This is a genomic window from Desertibacillus haloalkaliphilus, from assembly GCF_019039105.1.
GTDB classification, from domain to species: domain Bacteria; phylum Bacillota; class Bacilli; order Bacillales; family KJ1-10-99; genus Desertibacillus; species Desertibacillus haloalkaliphilus.
Window position 1 is genome coordinate 22,131 of the sequence record NZ_JAHPIV010000022.1, and the last position, 21,362, is coordinate 43,492.

A 21,362-nucleotide genomic window follows, 5' to 3' on the forward strand; every position below is an offset into this window, starting at 1 on the left:
GTCAACTTCTAGCCAATATTTTAACTAGTTCTGTCCCGAACCATCCTTTGTCATAAAGTTGCTATGTACAGGCATATGTTTGGAACATGTCTGTTTTAACTTTTGGAGATGATAGAACTATGTTCATGAAAGTAAGCGCCGTTTTAATTGGTAGTTTCCTCATTAGTTTTGGGATAAATAATTTTTTTGTACCTCATAAAATTCTCGATGGAGGGATTATTGGCCTCGGGTTAATCGTCCATTACCAATGGGGATTTAATATTGGTACAACCATACTACTTACAAGCATCCCCATTTACATCTATGCATGGGTTTATTATCGATCATTTTTTATTAATAGTATCGTTGGTCTTGTTGTTTCTGCACTTTTTATCGATCTCTTTTCCTTTGTAAAACTACCAATTCTACAAACTTCACCATTACTAGATGCAATCATTGGAGGGCTTTTGCTCGGGGTTGGCGTTGGGGCAATGTTCATCTATGACATTAGCACCGGTGGACTCGATCTCTTTGCTCAAATGATCGCAGAAGCTATCAAGATTAATGTGGGCATTGTCGTATTTATTGTCGATTTAATTGTTGTCGCTTCAGGAATTGTTGTTATCTCACCTCAAGAGTTAGTCCTTTCGACAATCGCTGTCGCTGCTACTGGCATTGCTACAACTTTACTTACAATTGACCCTGTAAAAAAATATATAATTGAATCGAATTAGGAAATGATCTGTCACTTTCGACAAAACATTTCCCGGGAAAAGTTGATTTCTATCATTTCTTGAATAGCAGTGATGCCTATACAACATTTGTATTCATTATTGGGTAATAAGATGGCCTATGACCCAGTAGCCGACCCCATAGAGAACTGTTATTGCTGCAATCAGAATAAACAAAGCCTTGTTTGAAAGTTTCAACAAATTTCACCTTCCCTCATATATTCCAACTCCTATTATATCACTTTCAATTGGACGATCGGTAACTTCTGCGATGAAAGATTGCCGATTTTGTAACAAGCTAATAGTCATTGACATTCTTTTCAGGAGAGTAGGTGGTTTTATCAAAAAGAATACAAAAGAAGAAATCTGGCTCATTGCTACTTGTTTTACGATTGCTATAGTCTTACTCCTCTCACTAATTGGTAAACTTCTGCGATAGTAGTTCTCTTTTGCCCTTCATCGCCTCACCAATGACACCCCCACGGCTGTACTGCAGATATGTTGCTTGTCTGATTAGGCAAGTGCAGTTGGACTGGCTATCTCTAGTAAATGATAAAAAGTGAAGAGGACTGGGGGTGCACTGTAAAAACAGCAGCACAGTTTTAGCCCAAGCGAGTTTATATAAATAAAAAAGAAGGGCCATGAGGTGATTTTGCACCCTATGGCCCTTCTTTTCACCCTTTAACGCAAGTTTATTTACAACGATTGAACTAACTAGTCTTTTAGCAGATATTTTTACTCATTAATTTCATAAAGATCATAGGTTCTGTTGTAAATATATTCGATATCGGCATCTGTCATTACCATTAACTCATTTCTGCCATACCCCTTCACCTTTTCAATGAATGTAATCATATTTGCCCGTTCTTGTCGACTCATATTCAATCGCTCCTTTTTTTATTTTCTGTTTCATAACAAGTTATCTTTTGTTAAATGTATTATATAACAGATAAACCATGCGCGTCAACACCATCTTGAAAAAAATTCCTTTAGTTTACTTTCCTTTTTTCTGATTCGTCTAAGGGTTGTACTATAACAACTTAGGTACAATACCTAGACCTAGAATGGTCTTAAGAATTGTACCTAAACATCTATCCTACTTAACAATTAGAACCGGACATTGTACACGTCTGGCAACCTTTTGACTGACGCTTCCCAACACCATCTCTTGTAACTTATTTAGCCCACGGCTACCGATTACCACAAGATCTGTTTTATGTTGCTTAGCAAAGTTAACAATTGCTGCACCAGGTTCTCCACGTATAATTTTTAAATCATAGTTAACCCCAGCAGCCTTTGCCTTCTCTTCAATGACCTGCAGTTTCTTTTTCCGTTGCTCATCAATCCCAATGCCTCCCCAGTGAAGTAATACATCCTCTTTAGCAACCGAAACATCTACAGCGTATACAATCGTTAGATACGACTCTGCATTTTTCTTGGTTAGAGCAATGGCCTTATCCGCAGCACGAATAGAATGAGATGAACCATCTGCCGCTAATAGTATGTTTTCAAACATCATCACATCCCCTTTCTCCCTTTCTATTAAACCTGACAACCTATCGTTTATATTTGCCCAGGAGGGGGTTCCTAGGGTTCGAGGTAATCTAGCTTTAAAAGCACTACAATGACTTAGGATAGTCTATTCAGCAAGCTACTCACTTGCTTATCGTTACTGAATTATTTTTGTACTCTTTCGTCTTATAGACAAAACGAAAGGAGACCCGCTAATTAACAGACCTCCCTTTTACTCATCTTTTTTACAAGACAGCCTCATGAGCATCAATATAGCCTTCTCCTTGTGTGTGTGGTTCAAGTCCCCAATCTTCGGCTGACTTAAGGAGTTGTTTTTTTACTTGATCCGGGGACAGTTCAGGGTCTCGCTCTAACATTAGTGCAACAACTCCCGCACAAATCGGTGTTGCCATTGACGTCCCTGACATTCGAATATAATGTTCACCGACACGGTCTTTTTTTAATAGCTTCGCTAATTTTGTATCCGGGGCTAGTAGGGAAACAATATCAACACCCGGCGCTAATAGGTCAGGCTTTGTTAGGCCATCTATCGTCGGTCCACGACTAGAAAATGCTGCGACTCTATCATCAGAACGCTCAACTGTGTCCTGATCATCCATTGCGCCAACAGTTATCACTCTCGGACTAATTGCTGGGCTTGCGATTGTCTGTGGATTAGGGCCAGAATTCCCAGCCGCAACACAAACAACAATCCCTTCCTCCCATGCACGCTCAACAATTCTTACTACTGGATCCTCTTCTGCCGGCTCAGTCGCATGACTTCCAAGTGACATAGAAATAATATCAATCCCATACTCCTCTCTATTTTCAATACACCACTCAACACCTTGGATAATCGTAGAGAGCGTTCCAGAACCTATACTATTTAACACTTTTACACCGACAACATTAGCTTCTGGAGCTGGTCCATGATATTGTCCATTTGATTCATATCCATTTCCTACGGCATCACCTGCACAATGGGTACCATGACCATTATCATCATAAGGTTCTTCGCGGCCATTTATAAAATCACGAAAGCCAACGATACGATTTTCAGGGTTTAAGAGGTCTGAGTGTGGATGGATTCCTGTATCAATAACAGCCACCGTTACACCATTACCTGTATAGCCTTGATCATTGACGAGATTGGCATGAATCGATGGAGATGCGACGTCAAGCAAGGCATGGAATTCGCGGTCATCATGGATTTTTTTGATGGAATGACAACGATAGCAAAGTTCTTCAATTGCCTCGGCTGTTAAAATGAATGAACCGCATGAAATCCTTTCAAACTCATGCGTGCGTCGACAGCGCTTATGATGCATGAGAATTTCATCTACTTCATTTAGTCCTGACCAGAAAGTATCTTCTCCACCTTCAAACTCAATCACAACAGGATACCTTTTGATTTTCTTAAATAGTTTCTCCAAACTTCCATGCAAAAAGCACGGCGTCCAACGCATCGGCTTATATAAGCCTACGAGTTTCTTTCGTAGCGAACGATCGATCTTTTCTCCAAAATCGCGTGCCACTTTTACCATTGAACGGTCAAACATCAGATCCCCACCTCACTTTTCATACATATATTTTCATCTTATGTACTGAGATAAAGGGAGCAACGGTGTCTGTCCATAGACAAAAAAAGAGGCTACCCTATAAATTTTTGATAAGGATAGCCTCAATGTTTAATTCTCTGGCAGCGAATTGTCCGCAACATCGTGTCTTTTTTCATTTAAAATTTTCTTCAGTGCTTTTTTGCTTTTTCGAGATACTAAGATATACAAGATATCTTCTGACTCGATATTGGTTTGTCCATACGGAGTAATTAAATCTCCATTCCTAATGATTGCATTAATGAGGACATCTTGAGGAAAGGTTATCTCCTCTAATGATTGCCCGACAATTGATGCATTTTCATTCACCTCAAATTCAACGATTTCGGCGTTTGCTTTCCCTATTGAAACAAGCTCTAAAGAATGAAGAGGCGTTTCTCGCTTCGGCCCGGTGAGGTTAAGCCTCTCAGCAAAGACCGGAATCGTTGAACCTTGGATAAGCGCAGAAGTAAGAACAACGAAAAATACAACATTGAAGAATAATGGGCTATTTTCTAACCCAGCAATCATAGGGAAAGTCGCTAGAACAATCGGAACAGCCCCTCTTAATCCAGCCCAGGATAAAAACAGCTTTTCTTTTATACTGAACTTCTGAAACATGGTCGATATAAAAACAGCAATCGGACGAGCAGCAAAAATTAGGATAGCAGATAACATCAGACCTTTTAAAATAATATCGGCCGTAAACAATTGTCCAGGGAACACTAATAAACCAAGAATGACAAACATTAGAATTTGCATCATCCACGCAAACCCTTCATTAAAACGGAAAATCGAATGGCGATACGTTAAATCCGTATTGCCAATGACAAGCGCCGCAACATATACTGCCAATAACCCACTGGCTTCAATCATCGCGGTTACACTATAAGTTAGAAGGGCAAAAGCTAACGCAAACACCGGATACAACCCACTCGAATCAAGGTTAATTTTATTAATGGCTAGAGAAGCTGCTTTACCAAGAACTAGACCAATGATTAAGCCAATTCCCATTTGCCAGAAAAATGCGCTGATAAATAAAAAGAAATTTGGTTGATCAGCTAAAATTAACTCTATGAATGCAAGCGTTAAAAACATCGCCATCGGATCATTTGTACCTGACTCAGCCTCTAAGGTTGCTCCCATTTTTTCTTTAATATTTTGACCTTTTAATGCAGCAAAAACCGCAGCTGCATCCGTTGAGCCGACAATTGCTCCAAAGAGAAAACCTTCTAGCCATGTCACACCTAGTACAAACTTAGCTGCAACAGCGACGACCGCAGTTGTAATGAGCACCCCGAGTGTCGCTAAAAGTAACGCTGGTCGAGCAACAGGTCTCACTGTCGTCCATTTCGTTTGCAGACCACCCTCAAACAAAATAATCACTAGCGCTAGGATCCCGACTAGCTGGGCAAATTGTGGATTATCAAAATAAATTAGACCTAGCCCATCACTACCTGCAATCATACCGACAATAATAAACAGAACAAGAGCAGGGACCCCTAAACGTGATGAAAACTTCGTTGTCAGTACACCAACGATGAGTAATAATGCCCCAAGTAAGATAAAATAATCGAGGTTAAATATATGATCAATCATCTATCATGAAAACCCCCTCCAAATGTTAAAAAGTTCTAATTTCTATAAATTGACGTCTACCTTTATCTTGTCATTATCGCTTTGGTCCATCCCAATATAACGCAAAGTCTCTTTACGAGTTTGATGGTTAAAGATCGCTTGAATAATCGAAATTGAAATTCCGCCGATAAAAGCATGGTAACCAAAGGTTTTCCGTAACGTATGTGTACCTATTTTATCGGTAATTCCCACCTCACGAGCCGCTTGGTTAATAATGCGATATGCTTGTTGCCTAGTGATCGGTTGATTATCAGCTTTTCGAGATTTGAATAAATAGTTACTACGGTCAATTGGAGTTGCTGATATATATACCTTGATTGCTCGCTTGGTTTTTTCATTTAAGTAAAATGATTTCATGCGTTCACCATTTTCACATCGAACATTACAAAACTCCCTGATTTTGTTTGACTCATCGATTACATCATGAGCCCTGATTCGAAGCATATCACTGACACGCATACCTGTATTAATACCAAAAACAAAAAACAAATAATCCCTAGCTGACCTTTGTTTTAGTAGACGCTTCAATGCCTTTATTTTTTGCTTATCACGAATCGGTTGTACATACTCCATTAGCAAACCTCCATAGTTACATATATGTATTATATCATTGAGTTATGTAACATTAATAACTATACGCTCATTCCATACTCATGGATGACTTTACGAACATTTCATTTGACTAGAATGTAAGCGAATTTAGTATTAGTTGAATGGCAGCGACAGTAAGCCTCTTGAATTCTCCCTGAAGACCCAAAAAAGGGTAACGCGCGATAGCGTCACCCTTTATACAAACGGTCATAGATGATATTTACTCTACTCTGTAAACTCCATTTCCATCTCTTGGTCGTCAATGACAGGTTCTCCTTCTACACCTGGTTCATCAACTCCTCCATCTCCACAAGCAGCTAAAACACTGACTGCAAGTGCACCTGATGCAAGCATTAATAATGTTTTCTTCTTCATCATAATACCTCCTTCAACATTTGGGAGTTTTTGGTATTTCCTATAAGCCACACTCATCTTATCAAGTTTTCATCAAATCTTTAAGGGGTTTCTTGCCATTTACACAATTTCATATATTTTCACACAATAATCCACCTACTGTTATGTTTTGCAAGGCTAGAGAAAGATTGTGGAAAATACTTCAAATTATTGTACATTTTGTGAATCGTGAAATAGGTCACAGTTTTTTACCTAGCGTCTCAAATACACTAAAGACGCTATAGCATTTTAGTTGAGGGAGGGAAGATAGATGCCAAGAACACCACTCGAATCAGAAGAAAGGTCTTACACTGTAGTAGATGTTGATGAAGAACCGTTAAAAGGGACACTGCTCTCAGTGCTCGTTGTCGGTTTAATTATCATTGGATTTTGGTCTTCGGTATTTTACTTATTTATTTCCAGATTATAAAAATGCAGTCAAGAGGTGAACGTTATGCATATGCACCGCTACGAAAAATATTGGTTGGTTTTCGGAATCTTAACATTAGTTGTATTTTTAACGGTATTAGGTATAAATGCGTTCGCGCAGGGCCATCAACCTCATGGACATACCTCAACTTCGATAGACCCTACAAAAGTAAATGAAACTCCCCCCTTCGATGAGCCTGGTATTTCCCAAATAGATGATCAAACGTATGAAGCAAATATTATTGCAATGGCATTTGGTTACTCTCCCAATAAGATTGAAGTCCCTGTAGGATCAAAAGTGCTTTTTCGCTTGACTAGTTCAGATGTCATCCATAGTTTTACGATTCCAAAGACAAATGTAAATGCCATGATCGTTCCTGGCCATATCACAGAAATGGAACATACATTTACCGAACCAGGAGAGTACTTAGTTGTATGTAACGAATATTGTGGTACCGGTCACCATAACATGCAAATGAGAATTGAGGTGACAGAGTAATGAAGGAAGGAATTCTTGAAAAAGTAGTTCGAGTAGATCAAAACGATAGCAAGCTTGCGATGGCGCATATGTATGTTGCCTTTCTTTCGTTACTGATCGGTGCGATTGCCGGGGTGTTACAAGGACTATCACGAGCTGGGCTGATCACTTTGCCTGCGGGAATTAATTACTATCAATTATTAACCGCTCACGGCGTTCTCCTCGCTCTTGTATTTACCACATACTTTATTTATGGTTTCTATTACGCGGGACTAAGTAAAACAATGGGGTCATTCAGTTCCCAAAACCATAAACTCGCTTGGATTGGATTTTATATTATGGTTATCGGAACAGCAGTAGCCGCTGCTTTTATCATTTTAGGACAAGCTAATGTACTTTATACTTTTTATCCACCTTTACAAGCGAACCCATTCTTTTATGTTGCATTAGCAGTGTATGTGGTCGGTAACTGGATTGGTGCTACTGCGATGCTTCGTCATTATTTTGAATGGAAAAAAGAAAACAAAGGTGAGATTTCGCCTTTATTTGGCTTCATGGTTGTAGCGACAATGTTACTTTGGATTATAAGTACGATTGGGCTTGCTATTACCATTATCTTCCAAATTATTCCATGGGCATTTGGTGCCGGGGATGGGATTAACATTCTCTTAAGCCGTACACTCTTCTGGTATTTCGGACACCCGTTAGTCTATTTCTGGTTGATGCCTGCCTATGTCGCTTGGTACACGATCATTCCAAAAGTCATTGGCGGAAAGCTTTTTAGTGACTCACTTGCTCGCCTTGCCTTTATTTTATTTTTACTCTTATCATTTCCTCTCGGTTTCCACCACCAATTGATGGAGCCAGGGATTGAGAGCTTTTGGAAGTTCGTTCAAGTTGCATTAACATTTACTACTGTTACCCCTTCATTATTAACAGCCTTTTCAATGTTTGCGACGTTTGAGTTAGCAGGACGAGAAAAAGGCTCAAGAGGACTCTTCGGATGGGTCAGAAAATTACCTTGGGGTGATGTGCGTTTCCTTGCTCCGATGTTAGGGATGCTCTTTTTCATTCCAGCTGGTGCTGGTGGAATTGTCAATGCTAGTCACCAAATGAATGCTGTCGTCCATAACACATTGTGGGTCGTTGGCCATTTCCATATCTCTGTTGGGACGACTGTCGTCTTAACATTCTTTGGTGTTGCTTATTGGTTAATTCCACATCTAACTGGTCGTACATTAACGGCTAAGATGAATAAATTTGGTGTTATTCAAACCTTACTTTGGACAGTTGGTATGATTCTCATGTCAGCAGGGATGCATATTCTAGGTCTAATGGGAGCACCGCGACGAACGGGATACACAACTTATGGTGATCATCCGACAGCACTTGAATGGTTCACAAATTTCTTTGCCAATCATGTCACTGTTAGCGTCGGTGGTGTCATCTTATTTATTTCTACAGTGATGATGGTCGCAGGCTTCTTCCACTTAGCGTTATTTGCACCACGTCAAGGAACGGCTACATTCCCAATTTCCGATGGCTCTTACAATGGCACAAACATTCCAGCCTTTTTCGAAAATTGGAGAATATGGATTATCCTTGCTATTGTTCTCATTTTAGCGGGTTACTTAATCCCGGTGATCGATATGGTTCGAAATGCACCACCAGGAGCACCACCAATCAACTGGGTGATCCAACAATTTTCTATGTTATATTTAAAGTAATTTGTTGAACCTATAAAATGAATAGCAAGAGCAGCATGGACTTTCTGTGCTGCTTCTTTTACTCTATTTCACATCTACTTTTCAGTCCTTGCAAGCCAGCGTTGGAGCTCAGTTAAAAATTGTTGCGGTTCATCTAGCATGCCCATATGTGAGGTCATAGTTGTAGCTTTTATAATATGAGGAGAATTCGACAAAAATGTCTTCTCAAATACATCCTTGTTTGCGGTTAAAAAGAATAATGGGACCTTCGCACGGTTAATCATTTCAACTTGGTCTGGACGGTTTTTCATCGCATATGTGGCGGCAATGGCCCCCTCAACAGTTGCTTCCTCCGCATGCCTAAAGGCCTCTTCTAAATCTTGTGGGTCAGCCTGAAACGAAAAATATGCCGGGATTCGTTTTTGAATAAATGCTTGCAGTCCCTGCGTCTTAATCATTTCAACATGCTCATTCCTTTCTTGCCTTTCCTGTGTACTATCGGCTATCGGAGAAGAGTAAACAAATGCAGCCCTCTTCACATAACTCTCATACTTTTCAACTGCAGCCATTGTAATATACCCACCCATTGAATGACCGATCCAAGTGGCTTGTTTTACTTGTAGGTTATCTAACAAATTGATTACCTTATCTGCATAGTCATATATCGTCTTTTCGCCTGAGTAGGGTGACTTCCCATGCCCCGGCAAATCAATAGCAATGACATCGTAGTTTGCAGTTAAAGCGGATAAGACTTTATCATAGACGCGATTATTACTTAAAAATCCATGAAGTAAAAGCAGCGGTTCACCTGTACCTTGACGCTCATAGTGCAGCACCCAAAACCCACCTTTCAAAAAATGTCTATGCCACCATCATGTCCACCTTCCATCCATGTACTCTCTTTATTTTATCTAAAATGATTAAGTTTATCATGGAGAGTCATTCAACACAGAAAGTTTCATCATAAAAAACTCCCCATTCCATCACGAATAGGGAGTTTTTTATACCAATAATTTAAGTTAGTGCTGTTGTTAACTGCCGAAGAAAAAGTCAATCACATTTGAAGCAGTCGATGCTTCTTTATTGTAGAACTCTGAGTAACCACAGTTTTTACAATAGACGACTAAAAATTTGTTATGTTGAATATCAAACATCTTAGATAAACCCGTTCCCGTAGTAGCAATTTCCTTTGTCTCTGCCTCTGTACCTCCACACTTAATACATCCTCGCTTCTTCATTTATAAAATCCCTCTTTCCCATTAGGTTTAACCATTTATTAAAAAGAAATCTATTACACAATCCTTCTTCGCCAATCCTGCTAACTCCTCTGTCATTCCGCGATCGATTTTTTGGTTTCTTATGAACAGATTTACGTGATTTATTAAAACATAACAAAAAAACAGTCAAGATTACACATTCGTATGTAACCTTGACTGTATGATCATTATTTGTTTTCATCACTTTTGATATTTAAATGAGACCCATCACAGTTGCCGTTAGGGTTTTTAGTATTTCCACATCCGCACTTAGCCAATTGGTTCACCCCCCTTCAAGTCAGCTTCAACATTGTCTGCCCTTTAGTTAGCCGTTAACTGCTGTTTCAGATGATTTTTTCGCTAACAATCGATCGATGGAGTAGAGGTGACTACCAGTAATCGCTAACTGTACAGAAACAGCTAACAAAATTAAGTCAAGCTCATATTCCATAAAGCCACCGGAAATTTTCACGGTGAAAATGGCACCAATCATAATACATGTAAAGAGAATAGCCACCACTCTTACCCCAACACCTAAAATCATCGCTAAACCGCCAACAAGTTCAATAATGGCAACGACATACGCCATAAATTCAGGGATGCCAATACTTCCAAACCATGCTGCGGTGTTACCGATACCTCCTTGAAATTTATCTAACCCGTGGATAAAAAACGTTAGCCCCAGTATAACTCTTACCACTACTAGTCCTATTTCGAATTTGTTACTCACTACTGTGTACCTCCTAATTGTTTATCAAATGTTTTTGTTTTCTGTTATTATTATTATGGAATATATATAAGATTTTCGTAAGTACGCACTTAAAAGTGGTATAGTATACAAAAGGATACTAATAGGAGGGGTAACTATGTCAGAATGTAAAGTAGACCTTGCACTAGAAGCGATTGTCGGCAAATGGAAGCACAAAATCTTATTCCAAATGATCAATAATGATAAAATGAGGTTTAATGAACTAAAACGGTCTATTCCTAACATCACTCAAAAAATGCTTACCTCACAATTACGTGAATTGGAATACCATGATTTAATCGAGCGCAAAGTGTACGCACAAATTCCACCAAAGGTTGAATACTCACTTTCCGAACATGGTAAAAGCTTAATACCTATTCTTCACCAGATGAGTGAATGGGGCGAAAAACATGTCGAACACATTGACTCAATATATGAAGAAGTAGATGAGCAGGCATAATTAAGTCATTAAGATGGCTAAGTCAAAGATATGTAACTTTTGACTTAGCCTCTTTGCTTTTTTATATTTGATGAGCTCCTCTTCCTGAAAATAAGTGCTCAATGTCGAGCGCCCTAAGAAATGAAGCGAGTATGAAATACACATTTCCCTGTCTACCCAGACTGCACAAATATCATTCCTATTCATTAGCTAACAATATTACAAGCCAAAAGCTTTTACATAAGACTTTTTAGTTCATTGCACTGTATCAAAGCTACCCCACTGTATAAAACTTCATTTAACAGAAACCCTATAAGAAAAAGTGCCAAGGAGAGTTTAAGATGAAAAACCACGTGGTCGACGAACTAAACAAATTCCTTGAAGGAAATTTCATGGCTATTCATGCTTATGAAAACTATATCCACCACATTGATGATCAATCGGTTAAAGAGATTTTACAAAAACTCCAACAAGAACATAAACATCACGCAACCATGATCGCAGAGCGAATCCAAGACCTTGGTGGCGTCCCTGTTGATCATGTTGGTTTCGGTGGAACAATTGCTGAATTTGTTGTCAACCTTAAAGGGGCCACAACTGATCGAACCTCGATTTTAAAGGATGCTCTGGTGGGCGAAAGTAGGGGAATCAAGAAGTCCAAAGAACTACTCAATGGCGATTTAGACCCCCAAAGTTTAGAGCTCGTTAAAAACATACTAAACAACGACCAGCAACACCTTGAGCTACTTGATCAGCTCATTCAAAAATACGAATAATCACCGATCCTTAATATAGTACTTCATTTGTTTATTTTCTAACATAACCATCTGGTCATCCCCATTATATCCTTTTATGGAGACAAAAAATGCCCCCTACTCATTGAGAATAGGAGGCTTATATATAGGTGGTGGGAGGCCTAATAAATAGGATTAGTACTTCAGTTTAGTAGCGCCACCCTTCCGCTTCATCATAATAGTTCACTAAAACTGAAACAAAGAGTTAACTGTTGTAAATACTTACATTCATTTCTAGATCAAAACTGTTTCACTACTCTTACTTTTTCATTTCGATGACTAGAAAATGTGATGTTTCATCTGCCTTAATTGTAATGTCTTCCTCGACGATTTCCATCCCATCTCTAGCTACTAGTTGAATCTCATTAATAACCGATGAACCTTCGATTTGAACCAAATAGGCTTGTCTCCCTTCTTTGACTGGAAAGCCTATCTCTTTACCTTCCTCTAACTCTAAGGAATACATATGGATATCTTGATTAACTTTAATTGGTGCCTCACCATCTTTTCCAGATACCATCTGCAGCCATTGATTCTTTCTGTCTTCCCAATCAAATGTATAATCGCCATAAGTCGGTTCGTGCCCTCGTTGGTCTGGTAAAATCCAAATTTGTAAAAACCGTAATACATCCTCGCCTAAATTATGCTCGCTATGAAGGACCCCTGTTCCAGCACTCATGTATTGTACATGACCTCGTGATATCGTGCTTTGATTCCCCATACTATCACCATGAGTCAACTCTCCATCAACGACATAAGAAATAATCTCCATATCACGGTGAGGATGCGTATCAAATCCTGTTTTTGGTTGAACTAAATCGTCATTAATGACTCGCAATGCACCGAATTGAATATTGTCAGGATTGTAATATTGTGCAAATGAAAAATGAAATTTACTCTTTAGCCAACCAAGATCACTAGAGCCCATGTTTTTATTATCAATTTTTTTTACCATCATCTATCTCTCCTATTCTATAAGCAAGTTTTAAAATATAAATTAATTTTTAATTGGTTTATTATTAATTCGAGATATAAAGTTATACAAACATCCTTTTTAGCCTATAAAAAATGCCACCATTTTATCTCGAATTCGAGATAATTATATAACATTTATTTTCTCAGTGTCAACGGATTCTAACAAAATTAAACGACGACTTCTTCTCTGATCGAGATCAATCGGTATACCCATTTGTTTTTCCTCTATCTCATTCAAATGATACCCAAGGAGAAGGAGAATGAGCATGTACCATGTACACGTCGGCCTAGCTATCAGCATACATTGATTAGTGACTCATATATTTCCGTAAAGGAGCATACAATCATGGAACTAACGATAGGACATTGGTTATACCTTACTGGTACTTGTCTCATTATTGTTACAATGCTTTTTAGACAAAATGTTGTAGTCCCAGCGTTAGTTATGAGTTTCTTGGTTGCTTGGGCCTATAGTGGTTCTTTTTTAGATGGCATCCACGCGATTTTTAATGCCAACTTATTCGCGGCTACTGAGCTGTTTCAAATCTTTTTAATTATTGCGGTAATGACGGCACTACTACGCTCAATAAAGTCAATAGGTGCAGATCAACAAATGGTCATCCCATTTCAAAAGGTAATGACAAATGGACATCTAGCGTTTTGGATCCTTGTCGCCATCACTTACTTCTTATCTTTATTCTTTTGGCCTGCACCGGCGGTCCCTTTAATCGGTGCTCTACTAATCCCAGTGGCGATTAAAGCTGGTTTGCCACCGATTGGAGCAGCGCTAGCCATTTCACTAGCAGGACATGGGATGGCGCTTTCCTCAGACTTCATTCTAGGCGTCGCACCGGGGTTAACAGCATCTAGTACGAGTATCGAAGCAAGTGTAATCGGTGAGCAAACATTGGTTTTGTCACTGATTACAGGGGCGGTTGCTTTAACTATCGCATATTTCATGGTTCGTAAATCGTTTAAAACGCCAGCAGAAAAGAACTTAACGGACTGGGAAAACAGCGGAGATGACGATATAAAAATCAGTGCTGATCACATGGAAGTAAGAACGAACAAATATAGCTATATTTTTGCCATTCTTGTACCGTCCGTATTTTTACTCATCGTCACCTATGTTGTCGTTGCTACATTCTCCGACCTCCTGCCTACTATTGAAGACGGAGCAGGCTCATCACTTGTCGGAGGTACAGCCATTTTGCTCATCCTAATGGTGTCACTATTCCGTAACTACCGTAAAACATTGCAAGAGGTTAGTGACCATATTGTCAACGGCTTCGTTTATGCCTTTAAAGTGATGGGTCTAGTCATACCCGTTGCAGGCTTCTTCTTTATCGGTAGTGCAGAGCTTTCGGCACAAATACTAGGAACAGACCCAGATCACGCACCGTCGTTTTTATTTGACCTCGTTGAAGCAAGTCAATCCTTTATACCAGATAACGCATTTATCACCGCCTTCGGGATCCTCATCTTAGGGATGATTTCTGGTCTCGATGGTTCAGGGTTCTCCGCTCTTCCGCTCATCGGCTCATTAGCTGAGGCACTAGCAACTTCAACAGGATTGGATCCTGCAACACTTGCTTCAATTGGGCAAATTGGCGCCATTTGGGTCGGTGGTGGTACCCTCGTTGCTTGGTCACCGATTATTGCCATTGCAGGGTTTGCCAAAATTTCCGTGCTCGACCTTGTTCGAAAAAGTTTCATCCCTGTAGTTATAGGCCTTTGTATAACAACGATATGCGCGTTACTCATATTCTAAGTCTATTTTTAAGGAAGGGGTCAGGACAAAACTAGTTAAAATATTGGCATTGGCTTCACTCGCCACATGCCCGTTGTGAGAAACCGACTCACAACGGGCTTTTTAAAGATGGTGGTGCGCTTTACAAAAAGAAAGAGCATCAATCCATAAATTGACGCTCTTATCACTAATTAGACTTTAAATTGACGAACTAAATCTTTTAACTCTTTCGCCATTCCCGAAACAGATTCAGATGCCTTTTGAATATCTTCCATTGTCGCTAACTGTTCTTGTGATGCCGCAGCAACTTGTTGCGAGTTTTGAGACGAGACTTCAGCTGTACTTGCCATCTCTTCAACAGATGCCGTCACTTCCTCTGAACTTGCAGACATTTCTTCTGTGATTGCCGACATCTCTTCAACCTGTCCAGCAACATCCTCAATCGCTTTTAAAATATCAGTAAACATATCACCGACATTCGTAATCAGGCTTTTACCTTCATCTACTTCGCCTTTACCTTCATTCATTGAGGATACGGCATTTGCAATATTAACCTGAATTTTTTCGATAAGCTGATTAATGTTTGCTGCTGATTTTCCTGTCTGGTCCGCTAACTTTCGAATTTCATCGGCAACTACGGCAAAGCCTTTGCCAGCTTCACCAGCTCGAGCTGCCTCAATCGCTGCATTTAATGCTAGTAAATTCGTTTGTTCCGATATATCAGTAATCATTTGAATGATGTCACCAATTTCATTTGAATCTTGTTTCAAATCATTAATGATCTCTGTTGTGGCGTTCGTTCCCTTTTGAATTTCATCCATTTGCCTAACTGCAAGATGAGCGGCTTCATTTCCTTCTCTTGCTTTTTCAGTGGTGGTATTTGAAAACTCCGCTATCGACGAGGACGACTCGGCAATTTTTTGAACACCTGTAGCCATTTCTTCCATCGCTCGTGCACTTTCATTAGAACTTTGGACTTGGCCTTCTGAGCCTTGAGCAACTTCTTGGATCGAGGCTGCCACTTCATTAGCCGCTTCTGTTGATTGTTCTGCACTTAGGTTCATCTTTTCTGCCGAGTTTGTCACTTCTTCAGCACTTTCGGTAATCTTCGTAATCATCGATCGCATACTCTTTGTCAGTTGTTCAAACACATAAGCAAGCGTTCCAATTTCATCTTTTCGCTCCAACAGGCTCTTAGAAACATCTTCTGTGAAATCGCCTTTTGCTAGAATTTTTCCTAACTCTGCTACTTCATTAATTGGACGGCTGATCATTCTACCTAATAAATATGCTATAGCAGCTCCTACAAGAATGACAATGATTGTTAAAGTCACCATAAATGCTTGTAAACTGTTCAACCCTTCTAAGATCTCCTCTTCAAAGGCACCTACAGCGATAGACCAACCTGTTCCTTCGATTGGACTATACCCCATGTAACGCTCGATCCCTTCAAATGGGTACTGAGCAACACCTGTCTCTCCTTTGATCATCCCCCGCATTACATTGGCCAATGGGATTAAATCAGGATTTACCTCAGACTGCTCAATCATATTCACCTGATCAATGACAAATTGATGATTATCATGGCCCATCACTACACCAGATTCATTAATGATAAAGGCGTATCCGCTTTCACCAAATGATATATTTTGAACCGCTTCACTAAAATAAGAGCCATCAACTGTTGATACTAGGGCACCAAGGACCTCTCCTCTATCGGTAATTGGAGCGGCAATGCTGACAACTGGCTGGTTGTTTTCTCTACTAATGAGCACATCCGAAACATTTGCGGTTCCTGCTAGTGCTGTTCTCACATACTCACGGTCTGAAAGATCGATTGTTGTTCCATCATCAAAATGAGCAATCCCCTGTTCGTCAACAAATGTCAATGTTTCATATCCCAAGCGCTCACGCTCATTAATTAAGACCCCTCTCTGCAGTTCCCAATCCATACTAACGATTTCACTTCGATTTGCAACCCCTGCTAATTCACTCATTCTCATTTCAAATTCAGTTGCAATCACACGTGCGTTATCTTCTGCTTTGTATAATAACGCTCGTTCTGCTTCCTCACTAACTGCATTTGAAGACATCAAATAAGAAACAGTAGATAAAGCGACTGTTACAACTAACAAGAGTAAAACAATCGCAGTCACTAATTTACTTCCGATTCTTTTCATGACCTTCACTCCCCCTGACCTTTCTGTACATTTCCGACCTTTTTTATGTACAACATCCCAAAACTACTCTCTAATAAGTTGGTAATAAAGTTGCACTTTTCTGATAAATCGACATTTATTATAACACAAAAGTTCGATTTTTTCAGAAATTATTGAATATCCTTTTCGTGAATTCGACATATTTCTTCAATAAGAAGGTGCTGGTATTGGCTTGGGACACACAATCGCTCTACGATTAGCAGAAGAAGGAGTAAACATTGCTGCTGTTGATTTAATGAGCAAGGTAGTCAGGAAACGGTTGAAAAGGTCCAAAACATTGATCCGAAAGTTATTTTCATTAAAGCTGATGTATCAAATCCAGACGAAGTGAAACATTATGTTACTAAAACTGTTGAGGAGTTTGGTACTACCGAATTTTTTCAACAATGCCGGGTATCTGGGAACCGGAAGTTTTTCTTAGAAAAAACGATTGAAGAGATTGACCAGGTCATCAATATCAATTTAATGAGGACATTATATGGCGTTCGCTATGTAGGTGGCTTTACCAACACAAAATAATTGTTCGTAATACTATTGAGTAAAGAGTAAAGAGTAAACATAATTTAAACGATCACCTCAAGATGAACGTCCTTTCTGTACCTTGTCTAAAAGTTAGGACTATACTAAAAGAAAGATCTTTGCCTTTTAGTATAGTCCTACTGCAAAAGCGTTCTATACACTTAAATATTGTTTTACGTCTTGTTCGACTAACTCTTCCCCCTCGTAAGCAACACGTCCCTTATCAATCACATAAAAGTAATCACCAACACTTTTTGCAAAATCAATACTTTGTTCAACGAGAAGAATCGACGTCTTCTCTTGGTTTCGTTTTATGTCTTTAATGACCTCTTGAATATCTGCAACAATATTTGGTTGAATTCCCTCTGTCGGTTCATCTAATAAGAGACAGCTAGGGTTAGAAACAAGAGCCCTTGCAATGGCTAATTGTTGCTGCTGTCCACCACTTAAATCACCACCACGCCGGCTTTTCATTTCTTCTAGAACAGGAAAATATTCATACACCTTCTCATCAATCTTCTCTTCCTTTTTCGTCCTAGCCTCTAGTCCCATGAGAAGATTCTCGTAAATCGTTAACTGAGGAAAGATCTCTCGTCCTTGGGGCACATATCCTAAGCCTTTACGGGCTCGGTATGTTGAATTTCTGTTGGTCACTTCTTCCCCATCGTATGAAAGCCCACCTTGTTCTGGTTGGATCACACCCATGATCGTCTTAATGATTGTCGATTTACCAACACCATTACGTCCCATAAGGCAAACAACTTTTCCTTCCTCTACATTCATTGAAACATCACGTATCACTGTACTCCCATCATACGCTACTTCTATATTAGATAGCTTCAGCATGCGAGTCCTCTCCTTTTCGACCGAGGTAAACCTCCATCACTCGTTCATTGTTCTGGACCTCATCCATTGTTCCATCACAGAGCCATTGACCACCGTGCATGACGGTTACTTTCTCAGCATACTTTCGAACGAAATCCATATCATGTTCAACGACAATGATCGAACAACTCTTCTTTAATTCTAGTAGAAGCTCCCCAGTCTTATGTTCTTCTTCCTCAGTCATCCCAGCGATTGGTTCATCTAACAATAGCAATTTAGGTTCCTGCATCATGACCATTCCAATTTCAAGCCATTGCTTTTGCCCATGAGATAGATTCTTTGCGATTGTACCCCTCTGTTCTTTTAAGCCAATGAGCTCTAACATAGCTTCAATTTTTCCTTTATCTTCTGATTTCATTTTCGAGAACAACATCGGGAATACGCGTTTATCTTGCTTCATTGCCAGCTCTAAATTATCGGTTACCTTTAAATGAGGGAAGGTCGACGGGGCTTGGAACTTCCGTCCAATACCAGCACGAACGATTTTAAATTCTTTTAACCTTGCAAGGTTTTCCTTTCCATCAAATATCAAAGTCCCTTCACTGTACTTTGTTTTGCCACAAATAGCATCAAGGAATGTTGTTTTCCCAGCACCATTAGGACCAATTAGAAAGTGTAACTCTCCTTGTGGAATCGAAAAATCAAACTCTTTAATGGCATAAAACCCTCCAAAATTTACAGAAACCTTATCCGACTGCAGAATGATTGGACTCTGTTCCTTCTGATCCAATTGCTTGTTTTTCATTTTTTCCACCTCTTCTTTTTAATTTTTCACCTAAGCTCATTAATCCACCAGGAAGGAAAATAACGATAATCACAAAGACTGCACCGATAAAATACAACCAAATATCTGGATATGTCTCACTAAAGAACGTTTTTACACTGTTTGTTAAAATCGCTCCAATTACCGGTCCAATAAGCGTACCTCTACCACCGATCGCTACCCATAAAATCATTTCAATCGAAGGTATAATCCCAATTGTTGTCGGTGCAATAATTCCAACCTGCACCACAAACAACATACCAGCTAAACCTGCAATTCCTGCTGAAATCGTAAAGATGAACACTTTAAACATTGAAGTATCATACCCCGAAAATCTCAACCGATTTTCACCATCACGGATTGCAATTAATGTTTTCCCAAAACGACTGTTAACAATAAGTGAGCAGATCATAAATACGACAAGTAAACAGCCTACAGAAATGTAGTAAAGCACCTGTTGTGTCACTGGTGATGAAAGCGAAAATCCGAGTACGGTTGAAAAACCAGTTAACCCATTTGTTCCTCCTGTTAAATGTTGCTGACTAACAATAAGCGTTACCGTCACAAGAACGAGTGCTTGCGTTAAAATCGTAAAATAGACATCTTTAATTCGGTTACGGAATGTAAAAAAGGCAAGAATCGATGCAACCATCATCGGCACGATCACCGCCCCTACTAAAGCGACAACAGGATTTTGGAAGATTGCCCAAATCCATGGAAGCTCGGAGATTCCATTCCACATCATAAAATCAGGAACCGCTCCAGTCATCCCTTCCATCGTTAAATACATCGCAGTAATGTAAGCACCTACCCCGAAAAATATACCGTGACCAAGGCTTAGTACGCCTGAGTACCCCCACAGCAAATCAAGTCCAATCACTAAAATGGCAAAAGCAATGTAACGACCGAGTAGATTGGTTCGAAAATCTGATAGGAAAAAGGGTAGCAAAATTAATATAAGAATTAGAGCAAGAAATAACCACTTACGCTCTAACAACCTCGAGCTAAACGATTGCATAGTCAAACTCCCTTCTCGCAAAATTAATCAAGAGATCGTGATTGAATGGACAGTAATCCAGATGGACGCCATTGCAAAAATAAAATAATGAGTGCGAACACTAGAACTTTCCCCATTGACGCATCGGTCCAATATTCAAAAACCGTATTAAACACACCGATACCCATTGCACCAGCCACTGTCCCTAGCAGCATCCCTACGCCACCGACAACAACAACCATAAAGGCATCAACGATATAGTGTGTTCCAATCGTCGGACCAATTGGACCAATTAAGGTTAGGGCAGCACCTGCAACACCTGCAAATCCAGCACCAATCGCAAACGTTATCATATCAACCTTTCTTGAAGAAACACCTAAGCATGTAGCCATCTCACGGTTTTGCATAACAGCACGAATTTTCATACCGTTTCTGGTTTTATATAAAAACCACGCTAAACATACGAAACTGACGACTACAAGTGCTAGGATAAAAAGACGGATATATGGTAGAGTTACCCCCATAACTTCTAACCCACCTCGTAGAAAGCCAGGACTTTCTACACCAACATTGGTTGCTCCAAATATCGACCGGGCAGCTTGTTGAAGGATTAAACCTACCCCAAACGTTGCTAATAAACTATCAAGCGGTCGTCCATAGAGGTGTCGAATAACCGTAAGCTCTAATAACATTCCGATTAATGCAGCAACCAAAAAGGATAAAGGTATCGCTAAGAAAAAGTACCAATCGTACATAGCTTCTGGGAGGTACTGACTAAAAATGACTTGGACGACATAGGTTGCGTATGCCCCGATCATAATCAACTCACCATGAGCCATATTAATAACCTTCATTAATCCAAATGTTATTGCTAAACCAAGAGCAATTAATAATAAAATTGAACCAAGACTTATCCCATTAAATGCTTGCATAATGATTCCTTCCAAAACTCATCCACCCTTTTC

General features: G+C 39.6%; 23 protein-coding genes. 8 read left to right on the top strand and 15 right to left on the bottom strand.

The genetic code is table 11. From position 1 onward, the window contains the following. The first annotated feature begins 119 nt into the window (after positions 1 to 119). Positions 120 to 713 (top strand): YitT family protein, encoded by a 594-nt coding sequence (locus tag KH400_RS19380; protein ID WP_217227526.1) that lies wholly within the window; start codon positions 120 to 122, stop codon positions 711 to 713. A 732-nt stretch (positions 714 to 1,445) separates the two neighbouring features. Here the strand turns inward: KH400_RS19380 and KH400_RS19385 are convergent. From KH400_RS19385 to KH400_RS19410, 6 genes are all read right to left on the bottom strand, one after another. After that, entirely contained in the window at positions 1,446 to 1,589 is a 144-nt protein-coding gene (locus KH400_RS19385; RefSeq protein ID WP_217227527.1) for a BH0509 family protein, read from the bottom strand. 217 nt (positions 1,590 to 1,806) lie between these two features. Further along, positions 1,807 to 2,229 (bottom strand): universal stress protein, encoded by a 423-nt coding sequence (locus KH400_RS19390; RefSeq protein ID WP_312889285.1) that lies wholly within the window; start codon positions 2,227 to 2,229, stop codon positions 1,807 to 1,809. Positions 2,230 to 2,467: 238 nt separating this feature from the next. Next, positions 2,468 to 3,781 carry a S8 family peptidase gene (locus KH400_RS19395; RefSeq protein WP_217227528.1) on the bottom strand — a complete coding sequence of 438 codons (1,314 nt, stop codon included), beginning with the start codon at positions 3,779 to 3,781 and terminating at the stop codon, positions 2,468 to 2,470. Positions 3,782 to 3,910: 129 nt separating this feature from the next. Continuing rightward, complete coding sequence (locus KH400_RS19400) at positions 3,911 to 5,416, bottom strand: potassium/proton antiporter (protein WP_217227529.1); 1,506 nt, start codon at positions 5,414 to 5,416, stop codon at positions 3,911 to 3,913. Positions 5,417 to 5,458: 42 nt separating this feature from the next. Then, positions 5,459 to 6,028 (bottom strand): tyrosine-type recombinase/integrase, encoded by a 570-nt coding sequence (locus KH400_RS19405; RefSeq protein ID WP_217227530.1) that lies wholly within the window; start codon positions 6,026 to 6,028, stop codon positions 5,459 to 5,461. A 243-nt stretch (positions 6,029 to 6,271) separates the two neighbouring features. Then, positions 6,272 to 6,424 (bottom strand): hypothetical protein, encoded by a 153-nt coding sequence (locus KH400_RS19410; RefSeq protein WP_217227532.1) that lies wholly within the window; start codon positions 6,422 to 6,424, stop codon positions 6,272 to 6,274. Between the two features lie 286 nt (positions 6,425 to 6,710). Here KH400_RS19410 and KH400_RS19415 point away from each other — a divergent pair, with 286 nt between their 5' ends. Genes KH400_RS19415 through KH400_RS19425 form a run of 3 tightly spaced genes read left to right on the top strand, consistent with a single transcriptional unit; the run spans position 6,711 to position 9,073 of the window. Next, positions 6,711 to 6,869 carry a cytochrome c oxidase subunit 2A gene (locus tag KH400_RS19415; protein WP_217227534.1) on the top strand — a complete coding sequence of 53 codons (159 nt, stop codon included), beginning with the start codon at positions 6,711 to 6,713 and terminating at the stop codon, positions 6,867 to 6,869. A gap of 24 nt (positions 6,870 to 6,893) precedes the next feature. Beyond that, the gene (locus KH400_RS19420; RefSeq protein WP_217227536.1) at positions 6,894 to 7,367 is read left to right on the top strand and encodes a cytochrome c oxidase subunit II; all 474 of its coding nucleotides are present in this window, start codon (positions 6,894 to 6,896) and stop codon (positions 7,365 to 7,367) included. Between the two features lie 11 nt (positions 7,368 to 7,378). Further along, entirely contained in the window at positions 7,379 to 9,073 is a 1,695-nt protein-coding gene (locus tag KH400_RS19425) for a b(o/a)3-type cytochrome-c oxidase subunit 1 (RefSeq protein WP_217227564.1), read from the top strand. Between the two features lie 74 nt (positions 9,074 to 9,147). Here the strand turns inward: KH400_RS19425 and KH400_RS19430 are convergent, their stop codons facing one another. From KH400_RS19430 to KH400_RS19440, 3 genes are all read right to left on the bottom strand, one after another. Further along, the gene (locus tag KH400_RS19430) at positions 9,148 to 9,888 is read right to left on the bottom strand and encodes an alpha/beta fold hydrolase (RefSeq protein ID WP_217227538.1); all 741 of its coding nucleotides are present in this window, start codon (positions 9,886 to 9,888) and stop codon (positions 9,148 to 9,150) included. Positions 9,889 to 10,083: 195 nt separating this feature from the next. Then, on the bottom strand, positions 10,084 to 10,290 hold the full coding sequence (locus tag KH400_RS19435; protein ID WP_217227540.1) for a zinc ribbon domain-containing protein: 207 nt from the start codon (positions 10,288 to 10,290) through the stop codon (positions 10,084 to 10,086). Positions 10,291 to 10,633: 343 nt separating this feature from the next. Beyond that, the gene (locus KH400_RS19440; RefSeq protein WP_217227541.1) at positions 10,634 to 11,038 is read right to left on the bottom strand and encodes a DoxX family protein; all 405 of its coding nucleotides are present in this window, start codon (positions 11,036 to 11,038) and stop codon (positions 10,634 to 10,636) included. Between the two features lie 136 nt (positions 11,039 to 11,174). Here KH400_RS19440 and KH400_RS19445 point away from each other — a divergent pair, with 136 nt between their 5' ends. Next, positions 11,175 to 11,516, top strand: coding sequence for a winged helix-turn-helix transcriptional regulator (locus KH400_RS19445; protein WP_217227542.1), 342 nt, complete (start codon positions 11,175 to 11,177; stop codon positions 11,514 to 11,516). A gap of 320 nt (positions 11,517 to 11,836) precedes the next feature. Next, positions 11,837 to 12,271, top strand: a complete 435-nt coding sequence (locus tag KH400_RS19450; protein ID WP_217227543.1) for a DUF2383 domain-containing protein — start codon at positions 11,837 to 11,839, stop codon at positions 12,269 to 12,271. 277 nt (positions 12,272 to 12,548) lie between these two features. On the opposite strand, the gene KH400_RS19455 is transcribed toward KH400_RS19450, so the two are convergent. Then, positions 12,549 to 13,244, bottom strand: a complete 696-nt coding sequence (locus KH400_RS19455; protein WP_217227565.1) for a pirin family protein — start codon at positions 13,242 to 13,244, stop codon at positions 12,549 to 12,551. A gap of 366 nt (positions 13,245 to 13,610) precedes the next feature. Between KH400_RS19455 and KH400_RS19460 the strand changes: the two genes are divergently transcribed. After that, complete coding sequence (locus tag KH400_RS19460) at positions 13,611 to 15,035, top strand: hypothetical protein (RefSeq protein ID WP_217227544.1); 1,425 nt, start codon at positions 13,611 to 13,613, stop codon at positions 15,033 to 15,035. A 170-nt stretch (positions 15,036 to 15,205) separates the two neighbouring features. Here KH400_RS19460 and KH400_RS19465 read toward each other — a convergent pair whose 3' ends face one another. Continuing rightward, on the bottom strand, positions 15,206 to 17,194 hold the full coding sequence (locus KH400_RS19465; RefSeq protein WP_217227545.1) for a methyl-accepting chemotaxis protein: 1,989 nt from the start codon (positions 17,192 to 17,194) through the stop codon (positions 15,206 to 15,208). A gap of 330 nt (positions 17,195 to 17,524) precedes the next feature. Between KH400_RS19465 and KH400_RS27460 the strand changes: the two genes are divergently transcribed. After that, complete coding sequence (locus KH400_RS27460) at positions 17,525 to 17,752, top strand: Rossmann-fold NAD(P)-binding domain-containing protein (RefSeq protein WP_438821129.1); 228 nt, start codon at positions 17,525 to 17,527, stop codon at positions 17,750 to 17,752. A 153-nt stretch (positions 17,753 to 17,905) separates the two neighbouring features. Here KH400_RS27460 and urtE read toward each other — a convergent pair whose 3' ends face one another. The 4 genes from urtE to urtB are packed head-to-tail and all read right to left on the bottom strand — an operon-like array spanning position 17,906 to position 21,344. Continuing rightward, positions 17,906 to 18,598, bottom strand: coding sequence for an urea ABC transporter ATP-binding subunit UrtE (gene urtE, locus KH400_RS19475; protein WP_217227546.1), 693 nt, complete (start codon positions 18,596 to 18,598; stop codon positions 17,906 to 17,908). After that, complete coding sequence (gene urtD, locus KH400_RS19480) at positions 18,582 to 19,382, bottom strand: urea ABC transporter ATP-binding protein UrtD (RefSeq protein ID WP_217227548.1); 801 nt, start codon at positions 19,380 to 19,382, stop codon at positions 18,582 to 18,584. The genes urtE and urtD overlap by 17 nt, the downstream gene beginning before the upstream one ends. Beyond that, positions 19,324 to 20,418, bottom strand: coding sequence for an urea ABC transporter permease subunit UrtC (gene urtC / locus KH400_RS19485; protein ID WP_217227550.1), 1,095 nt, complete (start codon positions 20,416 to 20,418; stop codon positions 19,324 to 19,326). Before urtC ends, urtD begins: the two co-directional genes overlap by 59 nt. 23 nt (positions 20,419 to 20,441) lie before the next feature. Then, positions 20,442 to 21,344, bottom strand: a complete 903-nt coding sequence (gene urtB / locus KH400_RS19490) for an urea ABC transporter permease subunit UrtB (RefSeq protein ID WP_217227552.1) — start codon at positions 21,342 to 21,344, stop codon at positions 20,442 to 20,444. Between the last annotated feature and the right edge of the window lie 18 nt (positions 21,345 to 21,362).

Excerpts from the sequence above, each read along its gene's own strand:
- KH400_RS19380 (WP_217227526.1), top strand. The coding sequence starts at position 120 with ATGTTCATGAAAGTAAGCGCCGTTTTAATTGGTAGTTTCCTCATTAGT.
- KH400_RS19385 (WP_217227527.1), bottom strand. The coding sequence starts at position 1,589 with ATGAGTCGACAAGAACGGGCAAATATGATTACATTCATTGAAAAGGTG.
- KH400_RS19390 (WP_312889285.1), bottom strand. The coding sequence starts at position 2,229 with ATGATGTTTGAAAACATACTATTAGCGGCAGATGGTTCATCTCATTCT.
- KH400_RS19395 (WP_217227528.1), bottom strand. The coding sequence starts at position 3,781 with ATGTTTGACCGTTCAATGGTAAAAGTGGCACGCGATTTTGGAGAAAAG.
- KH400_RS19400 (WP_217227529.1), bottom strand. The coding sequence starts at position 5,416 with ATGATTGATCATATATTTAACCTCGATTATTTTATCTTACTTGGGGCA.
- KH400_RS19405 (WP_217227530.1), bottom strand. The coding sequence starts at position 6,028 with ATGGAGTATGTACAACCGATTCGTGATAAGCAAAAAATAAAGGCATTG.
- KH400_RS19410 (WP_217227532.1), bottom strand. The coding sequence starts at position 6,424 with ATGATGAAGAAGAAAACATTATTAATGCTTGCATCAGGTGCACTTGCA.
- KH400_RS19415 (WP_217227534.1), top strand. The coding sequence starts at position 6,711 with ATGCCAAGAACACCACTCGAATCAGAAGAAAGGTCTTACACTGTAGTA.
- KH400_RS19420 (WP_217227536.1), top strand. The coding sequence starts at position 6,894 with ATGCATATGCACCGCTACGAAAAATATTGGTTGGTTTTCGGAATCTTA.
- KH400_RS19435 (WP_217227540.1), bottom strand. The coding sequence starts at position 10,290 with ATGAAGAAGCGAGGATGTATTAAGTGTGGAGGTACAGAGGCAGAGACA.
- KH400_RS19445 (WP_217227542.1), top strand. The coding sequence starts at position 11,175 with ATGTCAGAATGTAAAGTAGACCTTGCACTAGAAGCGATTGTCGGCAAA.
- KH400_RS19450 (WP_217227543.1), top strand. The coding sequence starts at position 11,837 with ATGAAAAACCACGTGGTCGACGAACTAAACAAATTCCTTGAAGGAAAT.
- KH400_RS19455 (WP_217227565.1), bottom strand. The coding sequence starts at position 13,244 with ATGGTAAAAAAAATTGATAATAAAAACATGGGCTCTAGTGATCTTGGT.
- KH400_RS19460 (WP_217227544.1), top strand. The coding sequence starts at position 13,611 with ATGGAACTAACGATAGGACATTGGTTATACCTTACTGGTACTTGTCTC.
- KH400_RS19465 (WP_217227545.1), bottom strand. The coding sequence starts at position 17,194 with ATGAAAAGAATCGGAAGTAAATTAGTGACTGCGATTGTTTTACTCTTG.
- urtE (WP_217227546.1), bottom strand. The coding sequence starts at position 18,598 with ATGCTGAAGCTATCTAATATAGAAGTAGCGTATGATGGGAGTACAGTG.
- urtD (WP_217227548.1), bottom strand. The coding sequence starts at position 19,382 with ATGAAAAACAAGCAATTGGATCAGAAGGAACAGAGTCCAATCATTCTG.
- urtC (WP_217227550.1), bottom strand. The coding sequence starts at position 20,418 with ATGCAATCGTTTAGCTCGAGGTTGTTAGAGCGTAAGTGGTTATTTCTT.